This window comes from Micromonospora sp. NPDC005367 (assembly GCF_040606825.1).
In the GTDB taxonomy this organism is placed as follows: domain Bacteria; phylum Actinomycetota; class Actinomycetes; order Mycobacteriales; family Micromonosporaceae; genus Micromonospora.
This window is the reverse complement of record NZ_JBEXFP010000023.1, coordinates 26,318-43,654: the sequence shown is the minus strand read 5'-3', so window position 1 is coordinate 43,654 and position 17,337 is coordinate 26,318. Positions and strand designations below refer to the sequence as shown.

Genomic DNA, 17,337 nt, shown 5'->3' with positions numbered 1-17,337 from the left:
TCACGTTCCGTGATCATCTGACAGCACATCGGCGATGGTCGGTGACGTTGACGCGACGAGCGGGCGACCCGCTGAGCCGAGCGGTGTGCGCGACTGCGACCAGCGGTCATCGACGTGCGGCGATCGCCTGGGTCAGTTTCCGCCGTCCCGGCCCGCCCGCGCGGCCACCTGCCCGTGCAGCGCCACCAGCGCCGGACTGACCGTCGCGGTCAGCGGCTCCGGCTCCGTCAGCCGCCGCGCCGACTCGGGCAACCAGCTGAGTTCGGCGTCGAAACGGCGGCGGGCGGCGCGTACCGCCTCCACGGGGTCGGCCGGGTCGAGCCGGCGGCCGTCGCGCATCACCTGAACGAGCAGCGACTCCCGGCCGGCCGGTACCGGCTCGTCGCGCAACCCGACCACGTCACCGGCGACGCCGGCCGGGTCCCGGAACACCTGCTTCGGAGCGGGCAGCGTGGCCTTGCCGGGGGAAAGCTTCAGCACCGGCCGGTCGCCGATGCAGACCAGCTTGTACGCGCTGTCCAGCGACGGCGCGTCGTACGCGACGCCCATCTTCGTCCCCACCCCGTACCCGTCGATCGGTGCGCCTGCCTCGACGAGCCCGGCGATGACGTTCTCGTCGAGGCTGCCGCTCGCCACGATCCGGGCCTGGGGCAGCCCCGCCTCGTCGAGGATCGCCCGGGTCTGCCGGGCCAGCGCGGCGAGGTCACCGGAGTCGAGCCGCACGCCGAGCGGGCCGGTCAACCCCAGTTCCCTGATCACGTCGACGGCGGCCCACACGCCGGCCGGCGTGTCGTACGTGTCCACCAGGAAGATCGGGTCGACCGGGAAGTCGGTGGCGAACGCCCGGAACGCGGACCGCTCGTCCGGGAACGCCTCCACATAGGAGTGCGCCATCGTCCCGGACGGGACGAGCCCGTAACGGTGGGCCGCCTCGACGTCGCTGGTCGCCGCGAAGCCGGCGATGGCCGACGCCCGGGCGACACCCGCGCCGGCCTCGAGCCCGTGCGTACGCCGGAAGGCGAAATCGATCAGTTGGGCGTCACCGGCGGCGATGCGGCAGCGGGCGGCCTTGCTGGCGATCGTGGTGTGGAAGGTGATCAGGTTGAGTACGCCGGTCTCCACCAGCTGCGCCTCGGCGATCGGCGCGGTTACCTCGAGCAGCGGCTCGTCGGCGAACACGACCCGGCCCTCCGGTACGGCCCAGACGTCACCGGTGAACCGGATGGCCGACAGCGCGGTCAGCGCCGAGGGGTCGAAGCCACCGACGTCGCGCAGGTAGCTGAGATCGTCGGCGTCGAACGCGAACTGCTCCAGGAACGTCAGCGCCTCGGCCAGCCCGGCCGCCACCAGGAAGCCGCGCCGTGGCGGTAGGCGCCGGACGAAGAGGCTGAACGTCGCCTGTTCGGTCATGCCGCGCCGCAGGTAGCTGCCGGCCATCCGCAACTCGTACAGGTCGGTGCGCAGCCCGCTCATGTCGCCTCCTCAACCACGGCACCACTGTGGTGGACGCGGCACGGGGATGTGTGGGAAACGGGAGAACCCGGACGGCGCCGGCCCGATCGGCGGGCAGCTCGCCCAGCTACGGACCGGTAGGCGGTTGTCCCCGTCGATGCCGACCAGCATGATCGTTATGTGCGGCCTTGGCGCGGCCGGGCCACGAGGCTCGGTAGGTCGCACCGGTGGGTACCTGTCCACCGTGAGAGACCCAGCAAGGGGGTGACCGGAGGGATCCCATGCAGGATGAGTTGCAACGTCTCGTCGACGCGCTCGCCGCGTACGCGGGGCGACCCGCGCTGATCGAGGACCGGCGCCAACGGGTGGTGGTCTACAGCGAACACACCGGCCCGATGGACGACGTGCGCCGCGCCTCGATCCTCCGCCGGCAGACCACCCCGGAGGTGATGGCCTGGTTCCGCAACGTCGGCATCATGGACGCCCGCGAACCGGTACGCACACCAGCCTCCAAGGAGCTGGACCTGCTGCCCCGGATCTGCGTGCCGATCCGCCACCAGGACCTGCTGCTCGGCTTCGTCTGGTTCATCGACCCGGACGGCACCATGGCCGACGCCGACATCGCCGCCACCGGACTGATGAGCGAGCTGTCACTGGCGCTCTACCGGGAGAACCTGCTCGGCGAGCTGGCCTCGCAGCGGGAGACCGAGGCGGCGCGCACGCTGCTCTCCGACAACGAGCCGACCCGCGTCCGGTCGGTACGCGCCCTGCGCGAGGCCGGCATGATCGCCGACGGGTCGGCCACCGCGCTCGTGGCGCAGCTCGTCGCCCCCGACGAGGAGCCGCTCGACGAGCTCGCCCGGCTCGCCCTGGAGCAGGCCCTGGTCACCACCCGACGCTGGGTCGGCACCCGGGAGGCGCTGCACCTGGTCCGCGACGACCACGGGGTGCTGCTGCTCGCCGGCGGCCGGGGCGCCGGACGGCCCTCCCCCGAGGTCGCGGCGAAACTTCTCGACGACAACCTGCGGCACACCACCCGCGGCCTCGGCTCGGTGGAGCGTGCCGTCGTCGGGATCGGGCAGACGCGCGCCGGTCTGGCCGAGGCGTTCGGGTCGTACGGGGAGGCGTTGCAGGCCGCCCGGGTCGGCGTACGGCTTCCCGCTCTCGGAGCGCTGGTCTCCTGGTCGGGCCTGGGCGTCTACCGGGTGCTCTCCCGGCTGGAGGGGCGGCACCTCGACATGGCCGACGTGCACCCGGGCCTCGAACGGTTGCTGCGCGAGCAACCGAACCCGGTGCTGTTGCGGACCTTGGAGCGCTATCTCGACCTGGCCGGCAACGCCCACGCTACCGCCGAGCAGCTCCGGCTGCACCGGACCACCCTCTACTACCGGCTACAGCGGATCGAGGAGCTTGCCGAGACCGATCTGAAGGACGGCAACGAGCGACTCTGCCTGCACCTGGCGCTCAAGCTGGGCCGGCTGACCGGCGCGTACCGCCCGGAGGACTGATGCCGTGCTCCGGTTGCTCACCGGCTCCGACGGCGGAGGAGCATCCGTACGCCGAACGCGATCGTGGCGATCACGAGCGCGGCGCCGAGGGCCTGCAGGCCCGGCGAGTCGTCGGCCTCACCGAGCACGACGGCGGCGACACCGATCGCGATGGCGAGGAGGGCGACGGCCGCGGGGAGGACGTACCTCATCGGGTCTCCTTTCGGCGGCCGGGCCCGCCGCCCGGCTCACGGGTGAGCGGGTCGGCGGTCGGCACCTGCTGCCGCACCCTCATTCCTCGACCCACTCGAGCAGGTCGCCGGGTTGGCAGTCGAGCACCCGGCACATGGCTTCGAGCGTGCTGAACCGGACGGCCTTGGCGCGGCCGTTCTTCAGCACCGCGACGTTCGCGGGCGTCAGCCCGACACGTTCGGCGAACTCACCGACGCTCATCTTGCGTTTGGCCAGTTGGACGTCGATGCGCACGATGATCGGCATCAGATCACCGCTTCCATGTCGGTACGCAGCGTGGTGGCCTGGCGCAGCAGCGCACGCATCACCACGATCAGCAGCCCGAACACCGCGACGCCGATCAACAGCAGGAACAGCAGGAGTGGTGCGCCGGGATCGTCGGCTCTGAACCCGACGTAGAGGAACACGCCCAGCAGCACCACCCACGCGGCGGCGATGGCCCATACGATGGCGTCCACCCAGGCCAGGGACGCCTGAGTGAAGATCTGGTCCTTCTTGACCATGGTGAGCAGCTTCCAGGTGGCCACGATCACCACCTGGACGCACAGCACCCAGAAGACCGTCACGGCCGTCAACGGCCACCGGAGATAGGCCTGGTCGGGGTTCTCCTTTGCCATGTGCGCGAACTGCCCGGGCAGCGACATGGTCTGGAACAAGACCAGGATCCCGAACAGCACCACGAGGAAGACTCTGAGAGCGGCAACCGCTCGACGCTCTGTGACCATGTATCGACTATCGCTCGCTACCTATCGAAAGTCAATAGGTCTCGGGATGCGACGGTGAGACCACCTGCGAGATCGGGTTGCGCGATGACCGGTGGGTCTGGGTAACGTCTGCGGCATGTCGAGCCCCGAGGCGTCCAGGGCGGGGGCTTTCGGTCACCCCGTCAGCCCCCTGAACCACTGAGTTCCCAGCCCAGCTCCCCAGCAGCCCGCGCTGCGTGGGGCAGTTGAGCGCGCTCGGACGCTGGCCGCGGTGACGAGACGTCCCCTCGTTCTCCCTCACCTCGGAGCACTCGATGCCGCTACCGCTGTACCTGCTCGCCGTGGCGATCTTCGCCATGGGCACCTCGGAATTCATGCTCGCCGGCCTGGTGCCGGACATCGCCGCAAGCCTCGACGTACCGGTCGGAGCCGCCGGGCTGCTGACCACCGCGTTCGCCGCCGGAATGATCGTCGGCGCGCCACTGACGGCGGCCCTCGCGCGCCGCTGGCCGGCCCGGGCCGGCCTGCTCGGCTTCGTGCTGGCCTTTGCCGTCGCCCACGTCGCGGGCGCCCTCACCACGAGTTTCCCGGTGCTGCTCGGCACCCGGGTGATCGCCGCCCTGGCCAACGCGGGCTTCCTCGCCGTCGCGCTGAGCACGGCGACCGCGCTCGTCGCAGCCGATCAGAAGGGACGCGCGCTCGCGGTGCTGCTCTCGGGCACGACGGTGGCCACCATCGCCGGAGTTCCCGGCGGCGCGGCGCTCGGCACGGTTCTCGGCTGGCGGGCAACCTTCTGGGCGATCGCCCTGCTCTGCCTTCCCGCCGCCGTCGGCGTCGTGAAGGGCATCCCGGCCCGGGTCGGACGGCCGCCTCGGGACAGTCCTCCCCGGTCGTCGCTACGCGACGAGATCGCCCAGCTCGCGATGCCCAGGCTGCTCCTGGTCATGCTGCTCGGCGCCCTCGTCAACGCCGCCACCTTCGCCACGTTCACCTTCCTGGCACCGATCGTGACCAACACCGCCGGCCTGAGCCAGCTGTGGGTCCCGGTCGCGCTGGTGCTCTTCGGTGTCGGCTCCCTCGTCGGCGTCACAGTCGCCGGACGGCTCTCCGATCAGCGTCCCGGCATCGTGGTCGCGGTCGGCGGCCCGCTGCTGTCACTCGGCTGGGTCGCGTTGGCAGCCCTGGCTACCCGGCCGGTGGGGCTTCTCCTCCTCGTGTTCGTGCAGGGCACACTCTCCTTCGCGCTGGGCAGCACTCTGATCGCCAGGGTGCTGCACGAGGCGTCAGGCGCCCCCACCATGGGTGGGTCGTACGCGACCGCGGCACTCAACATCGGTGCTGCCGGTGGTCCCGTCGTTGCGGCAGCGACCCTGGAGGCCGGAGCCGGCGACCTCGGCCCGGTGTGGGTCAGCGGTCTCCTGGTCACGGCCGCACTGCTCATCGCCCTGCCGCTCCGGCGGTTCATCGCACTCCGCTTCCGGGCGATCCGATGACCACGCGGAAGCCTGCGGGACGCCGGGCAAGCAACCAGTACCCACCCGGCTAGGTCCTACCTGGACCCACCTGCTACCGATCGGCCACGGCCAGCGGTGGCGTCCGGAGGTCCGGACGCCACCGAACCGTGAGCGGCACCGGGGTCAGCCCTCGATCTCGCGCGGGTCGCGGCTGCGCGGATACGTGTTCTTCGCGCCGATGGTGCCGTCCTGCTTCTTGATCACGTGCTCGGCGTCGCGCTGAACGGCGGTCAGCCGCCCCGCGGCCGCCGCTTCCGCCTTGGTGTCGTGCGTGCTGCTCGCGCGCTGGTTCCCTTCGGGACGGTTTTTCCACTGCCCGTCCTCGTGGCACGTCTCGATGTCACCCTTCGACATGACCCGTGGCCTCCCTGATTCGCATGGTCGGTCACGAATATCTGCCCGGGGCGTACTGCCTCAAACGTCCGTCACTTCTCCACGAGGTTACGCAGCGCCCGGAGCGCCGCCTGGTCGCTGACCTCGGCGTAGATCTTCTTGCCGGGGCCGATCAGGACGACGTACGGGCATTTCCTGATCGTCCTCGGGCATCACCTTGTCGAGCAGCTCGCGGCCGGTCGCCACCTCGTAGACGCGGAGACGCCAACCCGCTCGCACCAGCGTCGCGGTGTCCGGCTTCGGGTCGTCGAACTTGCATCGGCGGATCGTCGAGCCGGTACTGACCCGGTCCGGACAGGCGATTATCTGCACCTTCGCGGGTTCGTTCGACGTCCAGGTCTGCTCCACCTTCGCTGGGCAGCCGAAATGGCAACAGCTCGAACCCAGCAGCCGGGCAGGACGCCGGTCAGCGGCAACCGGCTCGGTCACGCCGAGCGGGAGACTCAGACGGCGCTGTCGACCTCCGGACGCCACACCCATTCGGTTCGCTCATAGACCTGGCTCAGGCCGGAACGGATGACGTTGTTGAGCGAAGGGTTGCCACCCGGCCGCTTCGGAAGATCGGTCTCGGTGACCAGCCACCGGCGGCCGGCTTCGGCAGCGGCCCGGGCGCGGGCCGCGATCAGGGCGGACTGGACGCCCCGGCCTCGGTGGCTTCCCCGAGTCGCGCCGGAGTTGAGCTGCCCGGCCGCACCGTGCCCGAAGAGGTTGGCCACGCCGACCATCTCGTCGCCGTCCCAGGCCGCGAAACCCTGGAACACGCCGCTGCGTACGCCGGCCGCGACCGTCGCCGCGAGGTGTCCGTTCGGTACGCCGAACAGCTCCCAGAGCAGCGCGCCCCACTTGTCGGCGTCCTGCTCCGTGACCGGTCCGACTCGCAGGTCGGTCGTACCGGGCCGGAAGTCGTCGATCGCCCCGACGAGTTTCACCACCGTGTTGCCTAGGGTGAGCCCGTGCGCCGCGACGATGGAATCCCAGTCCGGCGGCAGCAGCTCTGGGGCGATTTGAATCCGGGCGTTCGGGCTGCCGTGCTCACGGTGGAAATCGATCACCTCACCGATCAGTTCTGCGGTGACCGGTTCGGTGAGACCGAAGCCGAGGGACTTGTTCCAGAAGCCGCCCATCGGGTCGTCACGCACGGAGAGGACGACCCCTCCGCCGAGGTGTGTGGCGGTGATACCGAGCGCCGCGCGGGTCGCGTCCGGGGCCAACTCGGCGAACTGGAACATGAGCTCCGCTTCGGTCAGCTCGGCGATCGAAATCAATTCACGTGTCGTCACAGAGGCATCCTGAATGAATATGCGAAAGGATCTATTTTCTAAGGGCCTACTCGCATACAACACGCGAAAACCGGCGCCCACCGATCAACCTGAAGGCAATTGTGACCTGAATCGCCCTACCGGCGGAGACCCTCGCCGCCACCATGTCCGGCTGCGCCGGGCATCTCGTGACAAGCGCGTGGATCGGGTACACCGACCGGAGCGGGCGGGGCGACCTTCGTCGCCCCGCCCGCGCATCACTCGGTCTGACCTTCGGATGTCACAGGCCGGCCTTCTCGGCCGCCTTCCGGCCGCCGACCACCGGCAGCTCGATCCTGCTGCTGTCGAAGTGGACGGTGATCTCGGCCTGGTTCTGCTTGGCCCGGCTGCTGTATCCGGAGTACGAACCGAGCAGCACCACACCGATCTGGTTGCCCGCGTCGAAGACGTAGTCCTCGGGCAGCAGCGGCACGTCCACGGCGTTCTTCTTCCCCGGCACCAGCGGCGTCGAGGTGGACAGCGAGTCGATGTTCAACCCGTCGAGGATGCCCTTCGTGACGAGCGCCTGCGGATCGGTGGCCACGTTCTTGGCGGTCTCCCGGTAGCAGGCGTCCTCGGCGTACCCGCCCCAGGTGGCCTGCTCGCCCCAGCAGTCCTCCTCGGTCAGCGTCCGGATGCCGTCGCCGGCGGTGCCGAAGCGGGTCTTGGTGCCGTAGTCGACGAGCAGACCGGCGAAGCTGGTGTCCTCGCCGTTCACCGACGCCTTGACCCGCACGACGGGGGTGCCGGAGATGTGCAGCGGCGCCCGCAGCGGCTGCGACAGGAATACCAGCCGGTTGGCGGTGTTCGCCTGCGGGTCCGACGGGTGCCGGATCGCGTTGGTCTGGCTCATCGACGGCGTGTCCTGGAAGGTCCGGGACTCCTTGCCGGGCTGCGGACGGACCGAGAGGGCACCCGCGGCACCTTCGGCGCCGGGCCGCAGGAACACCTCGGTCTTCTGGGCGGCGGGAATCGGCCAGTCGCGGTAGGTCTCCCAGACGTCCGGAGCCCGCTCGATGTCGGCCCGGGGCTCCTTCATGATGTCGTTCTTGACGTCGTACAGCCAGAAGTCGAACCAGCGGTTCAGGGTGTCGACCCACTCGCCACGGCGGAAGTCGAACGGGTCGACGTGTCCGGTGCCGGTCATCCAGAGCTTGCGCGGCACGTTGTGCTCGGCGAGGGCGTCCCACCACTTGCTGAAGTGGTCCGCACGGACGTTGTCGTCGTTGATCCCGTGTACGACGAAGACGCTGGCGCGTACCCGGTCGGCGTGCGGAACGTAGTCACGCTCGGCCCAGAAGTCGTTGTAGTCGCCGGTGGTGTCGTCGCTCGCCACCCCCATCTGCTCACGCACCGGCGCACAGTACGCCCGCCGCTCCGGGTTGGTGACGGTGTTGGCGAGGCTGCCCGAGTAGTTGTTGCCACGGGTGATCAGGCCGTTGCTCCGCGAGTAGTCGTACCAGCTGGAGATGCCGGAGATCGGCACGATCGTGGAGAGACCCTTGACGCCGGTGGCGGCGGCCGCGTTGGCCAGGGTGCCGTCGTACGACTTGCCGATCATGCCGGTACGGCCGTTGTGCCAGTCGGCCACCACCTGCTCGCCGGCGGCGTTGGTGCCCTTCCTACGACCGTTGAGCCAGTCGATGGCGGTCGGGGCGCTGATGTTGTCGGCGGTCCCGCCGGTGACCGGGCAGCCGGTCGAGTTGTTGGTCCCGATCATGTCGAGCAGGACCACCGCGTAGCCGCGCGGGACGAAGTAGTTGTCGTAGAAGAGCGGCCACTTGTCGTTGAGACCGTCGCCGTCGACGTCTTCCTTGCACTCGCTCTCGTTGCCTCGGCAGACGGTCGAGTAGTACGGGCTCGCGTCCATGATGACCGGTACGCGGAGACCCTCGTCGCTGGCCTTGGGCCGGATGATGTCCATGGCGACGACGTCGCGCTTGCCGTCGCTGTCGGTGTCGACGTCGGAGGTGACGAATACCCGTTCGCGGATCGCGTCGGCGTACCCGAACACCGGTTGGGTCACTCCGTCCTGGACAACCGGCCGGAGACGTTCCGCGGGCGGCTTCGCCGTCGCGGCAGCCGCCGGCAGACCCACGGCGATGGTCAACCCGACCACCACCGACGCCCGCCACCAGCTCCTCGTGGTTCGCATGGTGCTCCTCCCCTTGTCCGGCACCGGCGCCGTCCCAGCCGCCCCGGGCGGGGACGGCGGGCCGCCGGTGCGGCTGCATCGAACCCTAGAAATCCAGGCGGGACCGGTCATCGGACAGGTGCGGGAGTTGATCCTCTTCGCCTCCTACGTCTGTCGTACACGTTCGCTACCGGACGTAACCGACCGGCGCCACGCCGTCCCCGCGTCGCCGCGTACGCCGCCTGCAACAGGCGTAGGAGCAGGCGACCCCCGATTCCAACAGGTGCCCGATGACGCACGCGGCCGGCGGCCATAGGTTCGGCCGGACCAGCACGCCGAACGACCGGCCCGGCGGGGCGGCAGTCGGCGTGCACCCGAACGAGGCACGCCGATCGGCGAGAAGGGCGGGACGTGCGGTTCGAAGGCACCGTGATGGCCCGGTTCGTCGGGCGCTTCGTGGTGCCGGCACTGTTCGCGGCACTCTTCGCCGCCCCGCTGTGGTTCATGGTGGTCGGCTCGCTGCGGCCCGCCGGAGGGCCACCGCCGCGAAGACTGGAGCTGCTGCCGCCGGACCCGACCGTGGCCGCGTACGCCCGGCTGCCGGAGCTGATCCCCCTGTTCCGCTACCTGGCGAACTCGGCGCTGATCGTCGCGATCGCCGTACCGGTGACCGTGGTCGTCGCGTCGCTGACCGGTTTCGGGCTACGACTGCTCACCCCGGCCGCCCGCCGCCGCGCCGTTCTCGGCCTGCTGGCGGTGCTGCTCGTACCGGTCACCGCTGTCTGGGCCACCCGCTTCGAACTGTTCCGGCTCGCCGGCGTCGTGGACACGTACGTGCCGCTGCTCGCCCCGGCGCTGCTCGCCGGCAGCCCGTTCCTCGTGCTGCTGTACGCGTGGGCGTTCGGCGGCGTACCGGACAGCCAGCTCGGCGCCGCCCGGCTCGAAGGGGCCGGCTGGTTGACGATATGGCGACGCGTGGCGCTGCCGCAGGTGCGCCCGGCGACCCTCGCGGTGGCCGTGCTCGCCTTCACCTTCCACTGGTCCAACCTGATCGACCCGCTGCTGTACCTGCACAGCGGCGACCGCTACCCGTACCCGCTGGGCCTGCAGTTCCTGCGGCTGCTGAACCCGACCGACTGGCCGCTGCTGATGGCCGGCTGCGTCGTGGCGACCGCGCCGTGCGTGGTGGTGTTCCTGCTGGCCCAGCGGATCCTGCTGAACGACGATCCGCTGGCCGCACTCAGATCTGGAGGTCATAGGTGAGCCGATTCCGACGGTACGCCGCCCTGGTCACCGCCGCTCTGCTGCTCGGCGTCACCGCCTGCGACAGCAGCGGCGAAGCAACCGACGACGACGGGATCACCGTCGTGCTCTTCGGCGACGCCGAGGAGATCGCCGGTTACCGGAGCATGATCGACGCGTTCGCCGAAACCAATCCCGACGTCCCCGTCACGCTCTCCCCGGTCGCCACCCAGGACGAACTGATGGCCCGGCTGACCACCTCGTTCGCCGGCGGGCAACCACCCGACGTGTTCCTGCTCAACTACCGCCGGTACGGCCAGTTCGCCGCCCAACAGGCGATCGAGCCGGCCCAGTCGTACCTCGACCGCAGCACCACCCTCAAGGAGAGCGACTTCAGCCCGCGGGCGCTGGACGCCTTCCGCTACGACGGGAAGGCCCTGACCTGCCTGCCGCAGAACATGTCCTCCCTCGTCGTCTACTACAACGCCGACCTCTTCGCGAAGGCCGGCGTACCGCTGCCGAAGGCGGGCTGGACCTGGGACGACTTCCTCACCGCGGCCCGCGCCCTGACCGGCGACGGGAAGTACGGCGTCGGCGTCGAGCCGTCCATTCCCCGGCTCGCCCCGTTCGTCTGGTCCAACCGCGGCGACCTCGTCGACGACCCGACCCGACCGACCGCGCTGACCCTCACCGGGAGCCCGGCCACCCGCAAGGCCGTCGACTGGTTCCTCGACCTGCAACTGAAGCACCACGTCGTACCGCCCGACGCCGAGGAGCAGAGCGAGTCGAGCGAGGCCCGGTTCCTGCGCGGCACGCTCGGCATGTACCTCAACAGCCGGGTCGCCGTACCCACCCTGCGCACCATCGACGGTTTCACCTGGGACGCGGCGCCGCTGCCGGTCGCGCCCGGCGGAGTACCCGCGTCGATCCTGCACAGCGACGCCTACTGCATGAGCGCCGGCCCGACCGACCACGACCGGGCGTGGCGGTTCATCGAGTTCGCGATGGGTGAGCAGGGGCAGCAGATCCTCGCCGGCTCCGGCCGTACCGTGCCGTCCCGCCTCGACGTGGCCAATTCCCCCACCTTCCTCGACCCGCAGGAGCCACCGCGGTCGTCCCGGGTCTACCTCGACGCCGAGCCGCACCTGCGCGCCACCCCGCGCACCGGCACCTGGTCCCGCGTCGAACGGGAGGCGGGCGCCCTGCTCGAGGAGGTCTTCTACGGCCGGGTCGACCGCGAGGAGGGGCTGCGCACCCTGGAGGAGAAGATCAACCCGCTCTTCAACCTGCCGGTGGGCGCAGGTGGGTGAGCACGGCGCCATCCGGCTCGAGTCGCTGACCAGATCGTACGGACGAGTGGTCGCCCTCGACGACGTCGACCTGGAGGTACGGGCCGGGGAGATGATCACCCTCGTCGGCCCGTCCGGCTCGGGCAAGTCCACCATCCTGCGGCTGATCGCCGGGCTCGACCGCCCCGACGGCGGCCGGATCCTCGTCGACGGGCAGGACGTCTCCCAGGTCCCCCCGCACCGGCGGGCCGTCGCGATGGTCTTCCAGGACTTCGCGCTGTACCCGCACCTCACCGTCCTCGGCAACCTGCTGTTCGGACTGCGGGTACGCCGGGTCCGCCGCGACGAGGCCGAACGCAGGGCCCGTTCCGCGGCTGAGCGACTCGGCATCGGCGACCTGCTCGACCGCTACCCCGACCAGACCTCCGGGGGACAACGCCAGCGGATCGCCCTGGCCCGCGCCCTGTTACGCGAGCCCACCGTTTACCTGCTCGACGAGCCGCTGGCCAGCCTCGACGCGCCGCTGCGCTTCGCCACCCGCGCCGACCTGCTCGCCCTGCACCGGGACCTCGGCACCACCACCGTCCATGTCACCCACGACCAGGCCGAGGCCATGACCCTCGGCGACCGGGTCGCCGTCCTCGACCGCGGCCGGATCCGCCAGGTGGGGCCACCCCAACAGGTGTACGACGAGCCAGCCGACGCGTTCGTCGCCGGCTTCCTGGGTAGCCCGCCGATGAATCTGGTACCCGGCGGTGGTGTGCTCGGCGGCTCCTCCGGCGTGACGCTCGGCATCCGTCCGGAGGATCTGACGCTCGACGTCGACGGGCCGATCGAGGTCGTCGTGGAGGCGATCGAGGCGCTGGGCAGCGAGAGCATCCTGCTGACCCGCGGCGCCGACGGCACCCGATTGACAGTACGCACCGGACCGCGCTGCGTCGTACCGGCCGGCGAGCGGGTGCGGCTGCGGCCGGACCCGGTGCGGATGCACCGCTTCGACGCCGAGACGGGACTGCGGGCGTGACCTCGAACCGTGGCCGACGGCCACTGACCGCGTGGGCGTTCCTGGCCCCGTACGCGGTCGCGGTCGGGCTGCTGATCGCGGTGCCGGCCCTGCTCAATCTCGGCTACGCGTTCACCGACCACACCGGACTGACCCGCGACCCGCAGTTCGTCGGCCTGTCGAACCTCCGCCGGATGTCCGCCGACGGGTTCCTGCTCGACAGCGTCCGGGCGTCGGCGATCCACCTGGCGCTGACCGTACCGCTGCGGCTGCTCGCCGCCGTCGGCCTCGGCCTGCTGCTCGCCGCGCCCCGACCGGGTGGGCGTTGGTTCCGGGTCGCCGTGTATCTGCCGACGGTCGTGCCGGACGTGGCCCTCGCGGTGCTCTTCCTGTGGGTGTTGAATCCGCTCTACGGCCCGCTGAACCAACTGCTCGGTCTCTTCGGGCACTCCGGTTTCAATTGGCTGTCGGACCCCGGCACGGCGCGGGTCGGGGTGGCGCTGATGCTGATGTTCCCCATCGGCGAGGGTTTCCTCGTCGTCGTCGCCGCCCGGCGGATGCTCGACGGCCGGCTCTACGAGGCGGCGGCGCTGGAGGGCTGCGGCCCGTTCGGCCAGCTGCGCCGGATCACCCTGCCGCTGCTCGCTCCGGTCCTGCTGCTGCTCGCCGTACGCGACACGATCCTGACTCTGCAGGTCAACTTCGTGCCCGCCTACATCCTCACCGACGGCCGACCCGGCAACGCCACCCTCTACCTACCGGTCTACATCTTCGACCAGGCCTTCGAATTCTCCTCGTTCGCGTACGGCGCGCTCATCACCAGCGTCCTCATGGTGGTCACCGCAATCGTCATCACCGCGCTGCTGCTCGTCGTACGACGGTGGCGGGTACTGCGCTGAGCGTGCCATGCTGCGGCGGTGAGACTCCGGATGCTCGCCGCCGTCGTCACCGTCCCGCTGCTGCTGGCCTCCTGCGGCACCGACTCCGGCTCGGGGCAGCGGGCCACCGGTCGGGGGCCGGACATGCTGGCGAACCTGCCCAGCTGTGACCGGGTGCCGCTGGACGCTGACGCCGAGGTGGACGCCCACGTCACCGGCCTGCTCCTGCCCGAGGACGCGCGGGTGACGTCGGTCGTCGAGCAGGGCGCGCTCACGACCGTCGAGGCCACCGTCCGGATGACGCCGCTGGACGTACGCGCCCACTACGAGCAGCGCGACGACATCGACCTGCTCCGCGCCGAGGACGAGGTCTTCGAGACCGAGGTGCTGATGCGGGCGCAGCAGCGACGGACGTACCTGCGTGCCACCGCCCTCTGCGCCGACGGCACGACGCTGAGCGCTGTGGTGGGTCCGGACTCGGACGACGCGGGGCTGCCCGAATTCCAGCGCCGCTGAGCGCCGCCCGCGCGGATGGCCGCCCGTCAGGCGATCGACGCCCGCGGCGGGCGGGCGGCACCAGGTTCGTCCCGCGACGACCGTGCGGCGCTGATCACGTACGCGAGCGCGTACGGAGTGACCGCCAGATAGAGGACAGCCTCCGTCACCACCACGTCCGTGATCAGGAAGATCTCCCACGGCGTCGGCCTCGGCAGGCCGAACGACCAGTCGGTCCAGGTGACGAAGAGCCAGAGCGGCGCGGACACCCGGTCGACGGTGTCGAACTGCGGCGCGCCGCCGACGATCGTGCCCGGGTCGGCGGGAATCTGGTTGACCACGGTGAGGACGACGGCCAGATCGGCGGCGAGGAGCGCACCGACGACGCCGAACCACCACGCCGCACGGATCCGGCCCCGGCCGGCGAGCGAGGACGCGCCCCACAGGGCGAGCGTCAGGAAGGTCAGCCAGCTCAGCAGGCCGGGTGCGGCGCGGACGAGACCTTCGACGCTCATCGCGTACTCGATGCCGACGATGACGACGCCGACCGGCAGCATGATGCCGAGCGCCGTGCGCAGCGGCCCGATCAACGCGGACCGGCTGCCCCATTGGGCCGCGGACCGGGCCAGGACAACCGCCAGCCCGGCCGTCATCGCCGTCCACAGCGGCATCTGCGCCTGCGTCCCCCAACCGACGGCGGTGAGCAGGAACTGGCCCACCACGACGTTCATCACGATCGCGCTGAGCAACACGATCGCCACACCACCCACAGGGGCGAGCAGCAACGCCGCGGCGGTGCGGCCGACCGGTCCGCGTACCGGCCGCCGGCCCGCTAGCGGTCCGTCGTTCCTGCGTAACGCGAGACTCGCCGCGAAGCCCAGCATCCGCAGCCGCCGCCGGTCCGTGGCGAGGACGTGCAGTTCGGCACTCCACTCCCGCCGCAGATTCTCACGGAGTTCGACCGGCCAGCGCCGGACGGCCGCGCTGAGCATGACCTCGGCGACCCGCCGGGTCACCATGCCGGCGCGCCCGCCGGTTCGGCACCGCCGCGGACCGGCCGCGCATCCCGGTTCAGGGCGTGCAGCTCGGCGAGCGCCTGACGGGCGGCTGTGGCGCCGTTCGCGGTGAGCTGGTAGTAGCGGCGGGCGGGCCGGCCCTCGACTGCGGGGTCGATCGTCTCCCAGTCGGCCTCGAGCCAACCGGCCCCCTTTAGCCGGTGCAGCACCGGGTAGAGCGTGCCGCTCGGCAGGTTGGTCAGCTTCATGAGGTCCAGCCCGTAACGTTCGGTATCGGGCTCGGCCAGCAGGACCGAGAGCACCTTCACGACCGGAAGCGTCAACCGCACGAGGCGACTGGCGCGTCCGCGGGTGCAGAGCAAAGGACGCGGAACGAGTGGCAGCGAAGGCGGAACGCCGTCACGGTACGTGGCCGACCAGTCCGGTGGTCGACCAGCGGGAGCGACGACCGGCCGAACACGCTCACGGGTGCCTGGTGGCGGACTCCTCGCCGGAGGCACGGACGACGTCGCGGTAGACGCCGAGGGCGGGCTTGGGCCGGTAGGTGTCCGTGACGATCCCGAGTGTTCCGGTGGGCTGAGTGGAGCCGCTGTCTGCATCCCGGAGGCCGAACAACTCGTACTGGGCGATGTTCAATGACTCCGCACAGGCGAGGATGGCGCCGAGCATGTCGGACAGCGAGTCGCATTGCGCCTGCTCGGTGCGGGGCGCTCCGCTGGGGGTGCCGTTCTCCACGATGTGGATCGGAACATCGAGCGGGATGTGCGCGCGAGGTAGCGAATGCTCACGAAGGTGGTGGAGGGCGTGTGTGGTGAGGGACGCGGTGTCCCCTGGCGTGCCGCGCGGGGCGACCGGCGAGAAGGCGTCGGGATACAGACCGAGGCCGACGTAGTCGACGTGGGCTGCGAAATCCTGGTGCGGCAGAGCGGAGAGGTGCCGCCAGAACTCGTCGTCGCCGCCCAACCATTCCGCCGGTTCGGCGACGGAGAAGCCGACCCGCACGTCGTGGAGGCCCCGTCGGTCCAGCGCGGCGCGCGCATACGGGATGCCCAAGGTCAGGGCTTCGACGACGCCCGGAGCGCTTCCGTCGATGAACGGGATGGGGAAGTTGGGCTCGAGCGTCACCTGGAGAAACCGCGTCATTTGCCCATAGCGCTCGACCACCGTGTCGAGGAAGCGCAACCATCCGCCCATGTCGGCCACCGCGGGGAGGTAGCTGACGACGAGGTCCAGTTCACGGCCGCCCTCGACGTACCACTGATCGGGCATCGTGAGCTGGGCCAGCTCGTTCTCGGCCCCAAGCGAGGCCACGACGTCCGAGGTAGTGGCGTCACCGAAGAAGTGCACGTATTCGCGGACGACGAAGGGAGTACCGCCCGCGAGCGTGTCGACGAGGTCGCGGATGGCGACAGGGTCGGGCGGGTGCGAGCAGACGGTGCCCGCCCGCCCGCCAGGATAGATGCCGAACTTCACGCGTCAGTCCCTTCGATCCGCCGGGCTGCTGCCTGGCCAGGCAATGTCCTGCGATCGGATCCGCCGCGCCAACGTCCTGATCCAGCCGACTTCGGTGGCGACGACGGTGCGCCAGTAGGCGACTTCGAGCATGTGCGCCTCGATAACGCCGTCCGGTTGTGCCCGCAACGCCGCCAACTCCTGGTCGAGTCGGTCGGCGCGGTCGTCCAGCACAGAGGTCGCCTGGTCGGCCGGGAGGATCGCCACGTAAGCGACTGCCATGACGAAGTCCGTCGAGGCTGCCGGAGCGTCGCGCAGCCTCGCCTCGACTCTGTGGCGGAACTCGGCCACGCCCGCGTCGGTCAGCTGGTACGTCGTACGTGGCGGCCGGTTTCCCGACCGCTCGGGCAGGCAAGCGGAGACCAGGCCGGCCCGGTCGAGCGTTTTCAGCAGCGTGGACACTGTGCTGCGGGTGGCCGGCAGCTGCTGCTCGTACCGCTCGCGGAGGCGTCTCGTCAGGTCGTAGGCGTGTGCCGGCTGCTCGACAAGGAGCCCGAGCATCGGCAGGACCAGGCTGTTCCGGGAGGCGTCCAGGGGCACCGGCCCAACCTATAGACGTATACACCTAACTGCAAGGCCGATGATCGACCTCGACAGCTGTCCTAACCAGAGGGGGCCATTCACAACAGATGCTTGGTGACCCAGGTCACTCGACTGTCTACCGTGGC

General features: G+C 70.3%; 19 protein-coding genes. 7 read left to right on the top strand and 12 right to left on the bottom strand.

Going from position 1 to position 17,337, the window contains the following annotated elements; all coding sequences use genetic code 11:
• Positions 1-132: 132 nt before the first annotated feature.
• Positions 133-1,473, bottom strand: a complete 1,341-nt coding sequence (locus tag ABZS42_RS17900; protein ID WP_355146534.1) for a nicotinate phosphoribosyltransferase — start codon at positions 1,471-1,473, stop codon at positions 133-135.
• 260 nt (positions 1,474-1,733) lie between these two features.
• Here ABZS42_RS17900 and ABZS42_RS17895 point away from each other — a divergent pair, with 260 nt between their 5' ends.
• Positions 1,734-2,960, top strand: coding sequence for a helix-turn-helix domain-containing protein (locus ABZS42_RS17895; protein WP_355146532.1), 1,227 nt, complete (start codon positions 1,734-1,736; stop codon positions 2,958-2,960).
• 17 nt (positions 2,961-2,977) lie between these two features.
• Here the strand turns inward: ABZS42_RS17895 and ABZS42_RS17890 are convergent, their stop codons facing one another.
• The 3 genes from ABZS42_RS17890 to ABZS42_RS17880 form a co-directional block, all read right to left on the bottom strand.
• Complete coding sequence (locus tag ABZS42_RS17890; RefSeq protein WP_355146530.1) at positions 2,978-3,151, bottom strand: hypothetical protein; 174 nt, start codon at positions 3,149-3,151, stop codon at positions 2,978-2,980.
• Positions 3,152-3,230: 79 nt separating this feature from the next.
• Positions 3,231-3,437 carry a helix-turn-helix transcriptional regulator gene (locus tag ABZS42_RS17885; protein WP_355146529.1) on the bottom strand — a complete coding sequence of 69 codons (207 nt, stop codon included), beginning with the start codon at positions 3,435-3,437 and terminating at the stop codon, positions 3,231-3,233.
• Positions 3,437-3,916: a DUF2975 domain-containing protein gene (locus tag ABZS42_RS17880; protein WP_355146527.1), complete on the bottom strand. Its 480-nt coding sequence runs from the start codon at positions 3,914-3,916 to the stop codon at positions 3,437-3,439. Before ABZS42_RS17880 ends, ABZS42_RS17885 begins: the two co-directional genes overlap by 1 nt.
• Positions 3,917-4,209: 293 nt before the next feature.
• On the opposite strand from ABZS42_RS17880, the gene ABZS42_RS17875 reads away from it, so the two are divergent.
• Positions 4,210-5,388: a Cmx/CmrA family chloramphenicol efflux MFS transporter gene (locus tag ABZS42_RS17875; protein WP_355146525.1), complete on the top strand. Its 1,179-nt coding sequence runs from the start codon at positions 4,210-4,212 to the stop codon at positions 5,386-5,388.
• A gap of 144 nt (positions 5,389-5,532) precedes the next feature.
• Here ABZS42_RS17875 and ABZS42_RS17870 read toward each other — a convergent pair whose 3' ends face one another.
• From ABZS42_RS17870 to ABZS42_RS17855, 4 genes are all read right to left on the bottom strand, one after another.
• A complete protein-coding gene (locus ABZS42_RS17870; RefSeq protein ID WP_355146523.1) occupies positions 5,533-5,763 on the bottom strand; it encodes a DUF2188 domain-containing protein in 231 nt (76 codons plus the stop codon).
• Positions 5,764-5,850: 87 nt separating this feature from the next.
• Positions 5,851-6,231, bottom strand: coding sequence for a hypothetical protein (locus tag ABZS42_RS17865; RefSeq protein ID WP_355146521.1), 381 nt, complete (start codon positions 6,229-6,231; stop codon positions 5,851-5,853).
• A gap of 14 nt (positions 6,232-6,245) precedes the next feature.
• Positions 6,246-7,082 (bottom strand): hypothetical protein, encoded by an 837-nt coding sequence (locus tag ABZS42_RS17860; RefSeq protein ID WP_355146519.1) that lies wholly within the window; start codon positions 7,080-7,082, stop codon positions 6,246-6,248.
• 259 nt (positions 7,083-7,341) lie between these two features.
• Entirely contained in the window at positions 7,342-9,255 is a 1,914-nt protein-coding gene (locus tag ABZS42_RS17855; RefSeq protein ID WP_355146517.1) for a Xaa-Pro dipeptidyl-peptidase, read from the bottom strand.
• A 390-nt stretch (positions 9,256-9,645) separates the two neighbouring features.
• Between ABZS42_RS17855 and ABZS42_RS17850 the strand changes: the two genes are divergently transcribed.
• The 5 genes from ABZS42_RS17850 to ABZS42_RS17830 are packed head-to-tail and all read left to right on the top strand — an operon-like array spanning position 9,646 to position 14,162.
• On the top strand, positions 9,646-10,497 hold the full coding sequence (locus ABZS42_RS17850; RefSeq protein WP_355146516.1) for a carbohydrate ABC transporter permease: 852 nt from the start codon (positions 9,646-9,648) through the stop codon (positions 10,495-10,497).
• The gene (locus ABZS42_RS17845; protein ID WP_355146514.1) at positions 10,494-11,786 is read left to right on the top strand and encodes a sugar ABC transporter substrate-binding protein; all 1,293 of its coding nucleotides are present in this window, start codon (positions 10,494-10,496) and stop codon (positions 11,784-11,786) included. Before ABZS42_RS17850 ends, ABZS42_RS17845 begins: the two co-directional genes overlap by 4 nt.
• Positions 11,779-12,789, top strand: a complete 1,011-nt coding sequence (locus tag ABZS42_RS17840; RefSeq protein WP_355146512.1) for an ABC transporter ATP-binding protein — start codon at positions 11,779-11,781, stop codon at positions 12,787-12,789. The genes ABZS42_RS17845 and ABZS42_RS17840 overlap by 8 nt, the downstream gene beginning before the upstream one ends.
• The gene (locus tag ABZS42_RS17835; protein WP_355146510.1) at positions 12,786-13,667 is read left to right on the top strand and encodes a sugar ABC transporter permease; all 882 of its coding nucleotides are present in this window, start codon (positions 12,786-12,788) and stop codon (positions 13,665-13,667) included. Before ABZS42_RS17840 ends, ABZS42_RS17835 begins: the two co-directional genes overlap by 4 nt.
• A gap of 18 nt (positions 13,668-13,685) precedes the next feature.
• A complete protein-coding gene (locus tag ABZS42_RS17830) occupies positions 13,686-14,162 on the top strand; it encodes a hypothetical protein (protein ID WP_355146508.1) in 477 nt (158 codons plus the stop codon).
• A gap of 26 nt (positions 14,163-14,188) precedes the next feature.
• Here the strand turns inward: ABZS42_RS17830 and ABZS42_RS17825 are convergent, their stop codons facing one another.
• The 4 genes from ABZS42_RS17825 to ABZS42_RS17810 form a co-directional block, all read right to left on the bottom strand.
• A complete protein-coding gene (locus ABZS42_RS17825) occupies positions 14,189-15,160 on the bottom strand; it encodes a hypothetical protein (protein WP_355146506.1) in 972 nt (323 codons plus the stop codon).
• Positions 15,154-15,486 (bottom strand): PadR family transcriptional regulator, encoded by a 333-nt coding sequence (locus tag ABZS42_RS17820; protein ID WP_355146504.1) that lies wholly within the window; start codon positions 15,484-15,486, stop codon positions 15,154-15,156. Before ABZS42_RS17820 ends, ABZS42_RS17825 begins: the two co-directional genes overlap by 7 nt.
• A 133-nt stretch (positions 15,487-15,619) precedes the next feature.
• On the bottom strand, positions 15,620-16,630 hold the full coding sequence (locus ABZS42_RS17815; protein ID WP_355146502.1) for a hypothetical protein: 1,011 nt from the start codon (positions 16,628-16,630) through the stop codon (positions 15,620-15,622).
• Positions 16,631-16,633: 3 nt separating this feature from the next.
• Positions 16,634-17,209, bottom strand: a complete 576-nt coding sequence (locus tag ABZS42_RS17810) for a PadR family transcriptional regulator (RefSeq protein ID WP_355146500.1) — start codon at positions 17,207-17,209, stop codon at positions 16,634-16,636.
• Positions 17,210-17,337: the final 128 nt, after the last annotated feature.

Excerpts from the sequence above, each read along its gene's own strand:
- ABZS42_RS17900 (WP_355146534.1), bottom strand. The coding sequence starts at position 1,473 with ATGAGCGGGCTGCGCACCGACCTGTACGAGTTGCGGATGGCCGGCAGC.
- ABZS42_RS17895 (WP_355146532.1), top strand. The coding sequence starts at position 1,734 with ATGCAGGATGAGTTGCAACGTCTCGTCGACGCGCTCGCCGCGTACGCG.
- ABZS42_RS17890 (WP_355146530.1), bottom strand. The coding sequence starts at position 3,151 with ATGAGGTACGTCCTCCCCGCGGCCGTCGCCCTCCTCGCCATCGCGATC.
- ABZS42_RS17885 (WP_355146529.1), bottom strand. The coding sequence starts at position 3,437 with ATGCCGATCATCGTGCGCATCGACGTCCAACTGGCCAAACGCAAGATG.
- ABZS42_RS17880 (WP_355146527.1), bottom strand. The coding sequence starts at position 3,916 with ATGGTCACAGAGCGTCGAGCGGTTGCCGCTCTCAGAGTCTTCCTCGTG.
- ABZS42_RS17875 (WP_355146525.1), top strand. The coding sequence starts at position 4,210 with ATGCCGCTACCGCTGTACCTGCTCGCCGTGGCGATCTTCGCCATGGGC.
- ABZS42_RS17870 (WP_355146523.1), bottom strand. The coding sequence starts at position 5,763 with ATGTCGAAGGGTGACATCGAGACGTGCCACGAGGACGGGCAGTGGAAA.
- ABZS42_RS17855 (WP_355146517.1), bottom strand. The coding sequence starts at position 9,255 with ATGCGAACCACGAGGAGCTGGTGGCGGGCGTCGGTGGTGGTCGGGTTG.
- ABZS42_RS17825 (WP_355146506.1), bottom strand. The coding sequence starts at position 15,160 with ATGGTGACCCGGCGGGTCGCCGAGGTCATGCTCAGCGCGGCCGTCCGG.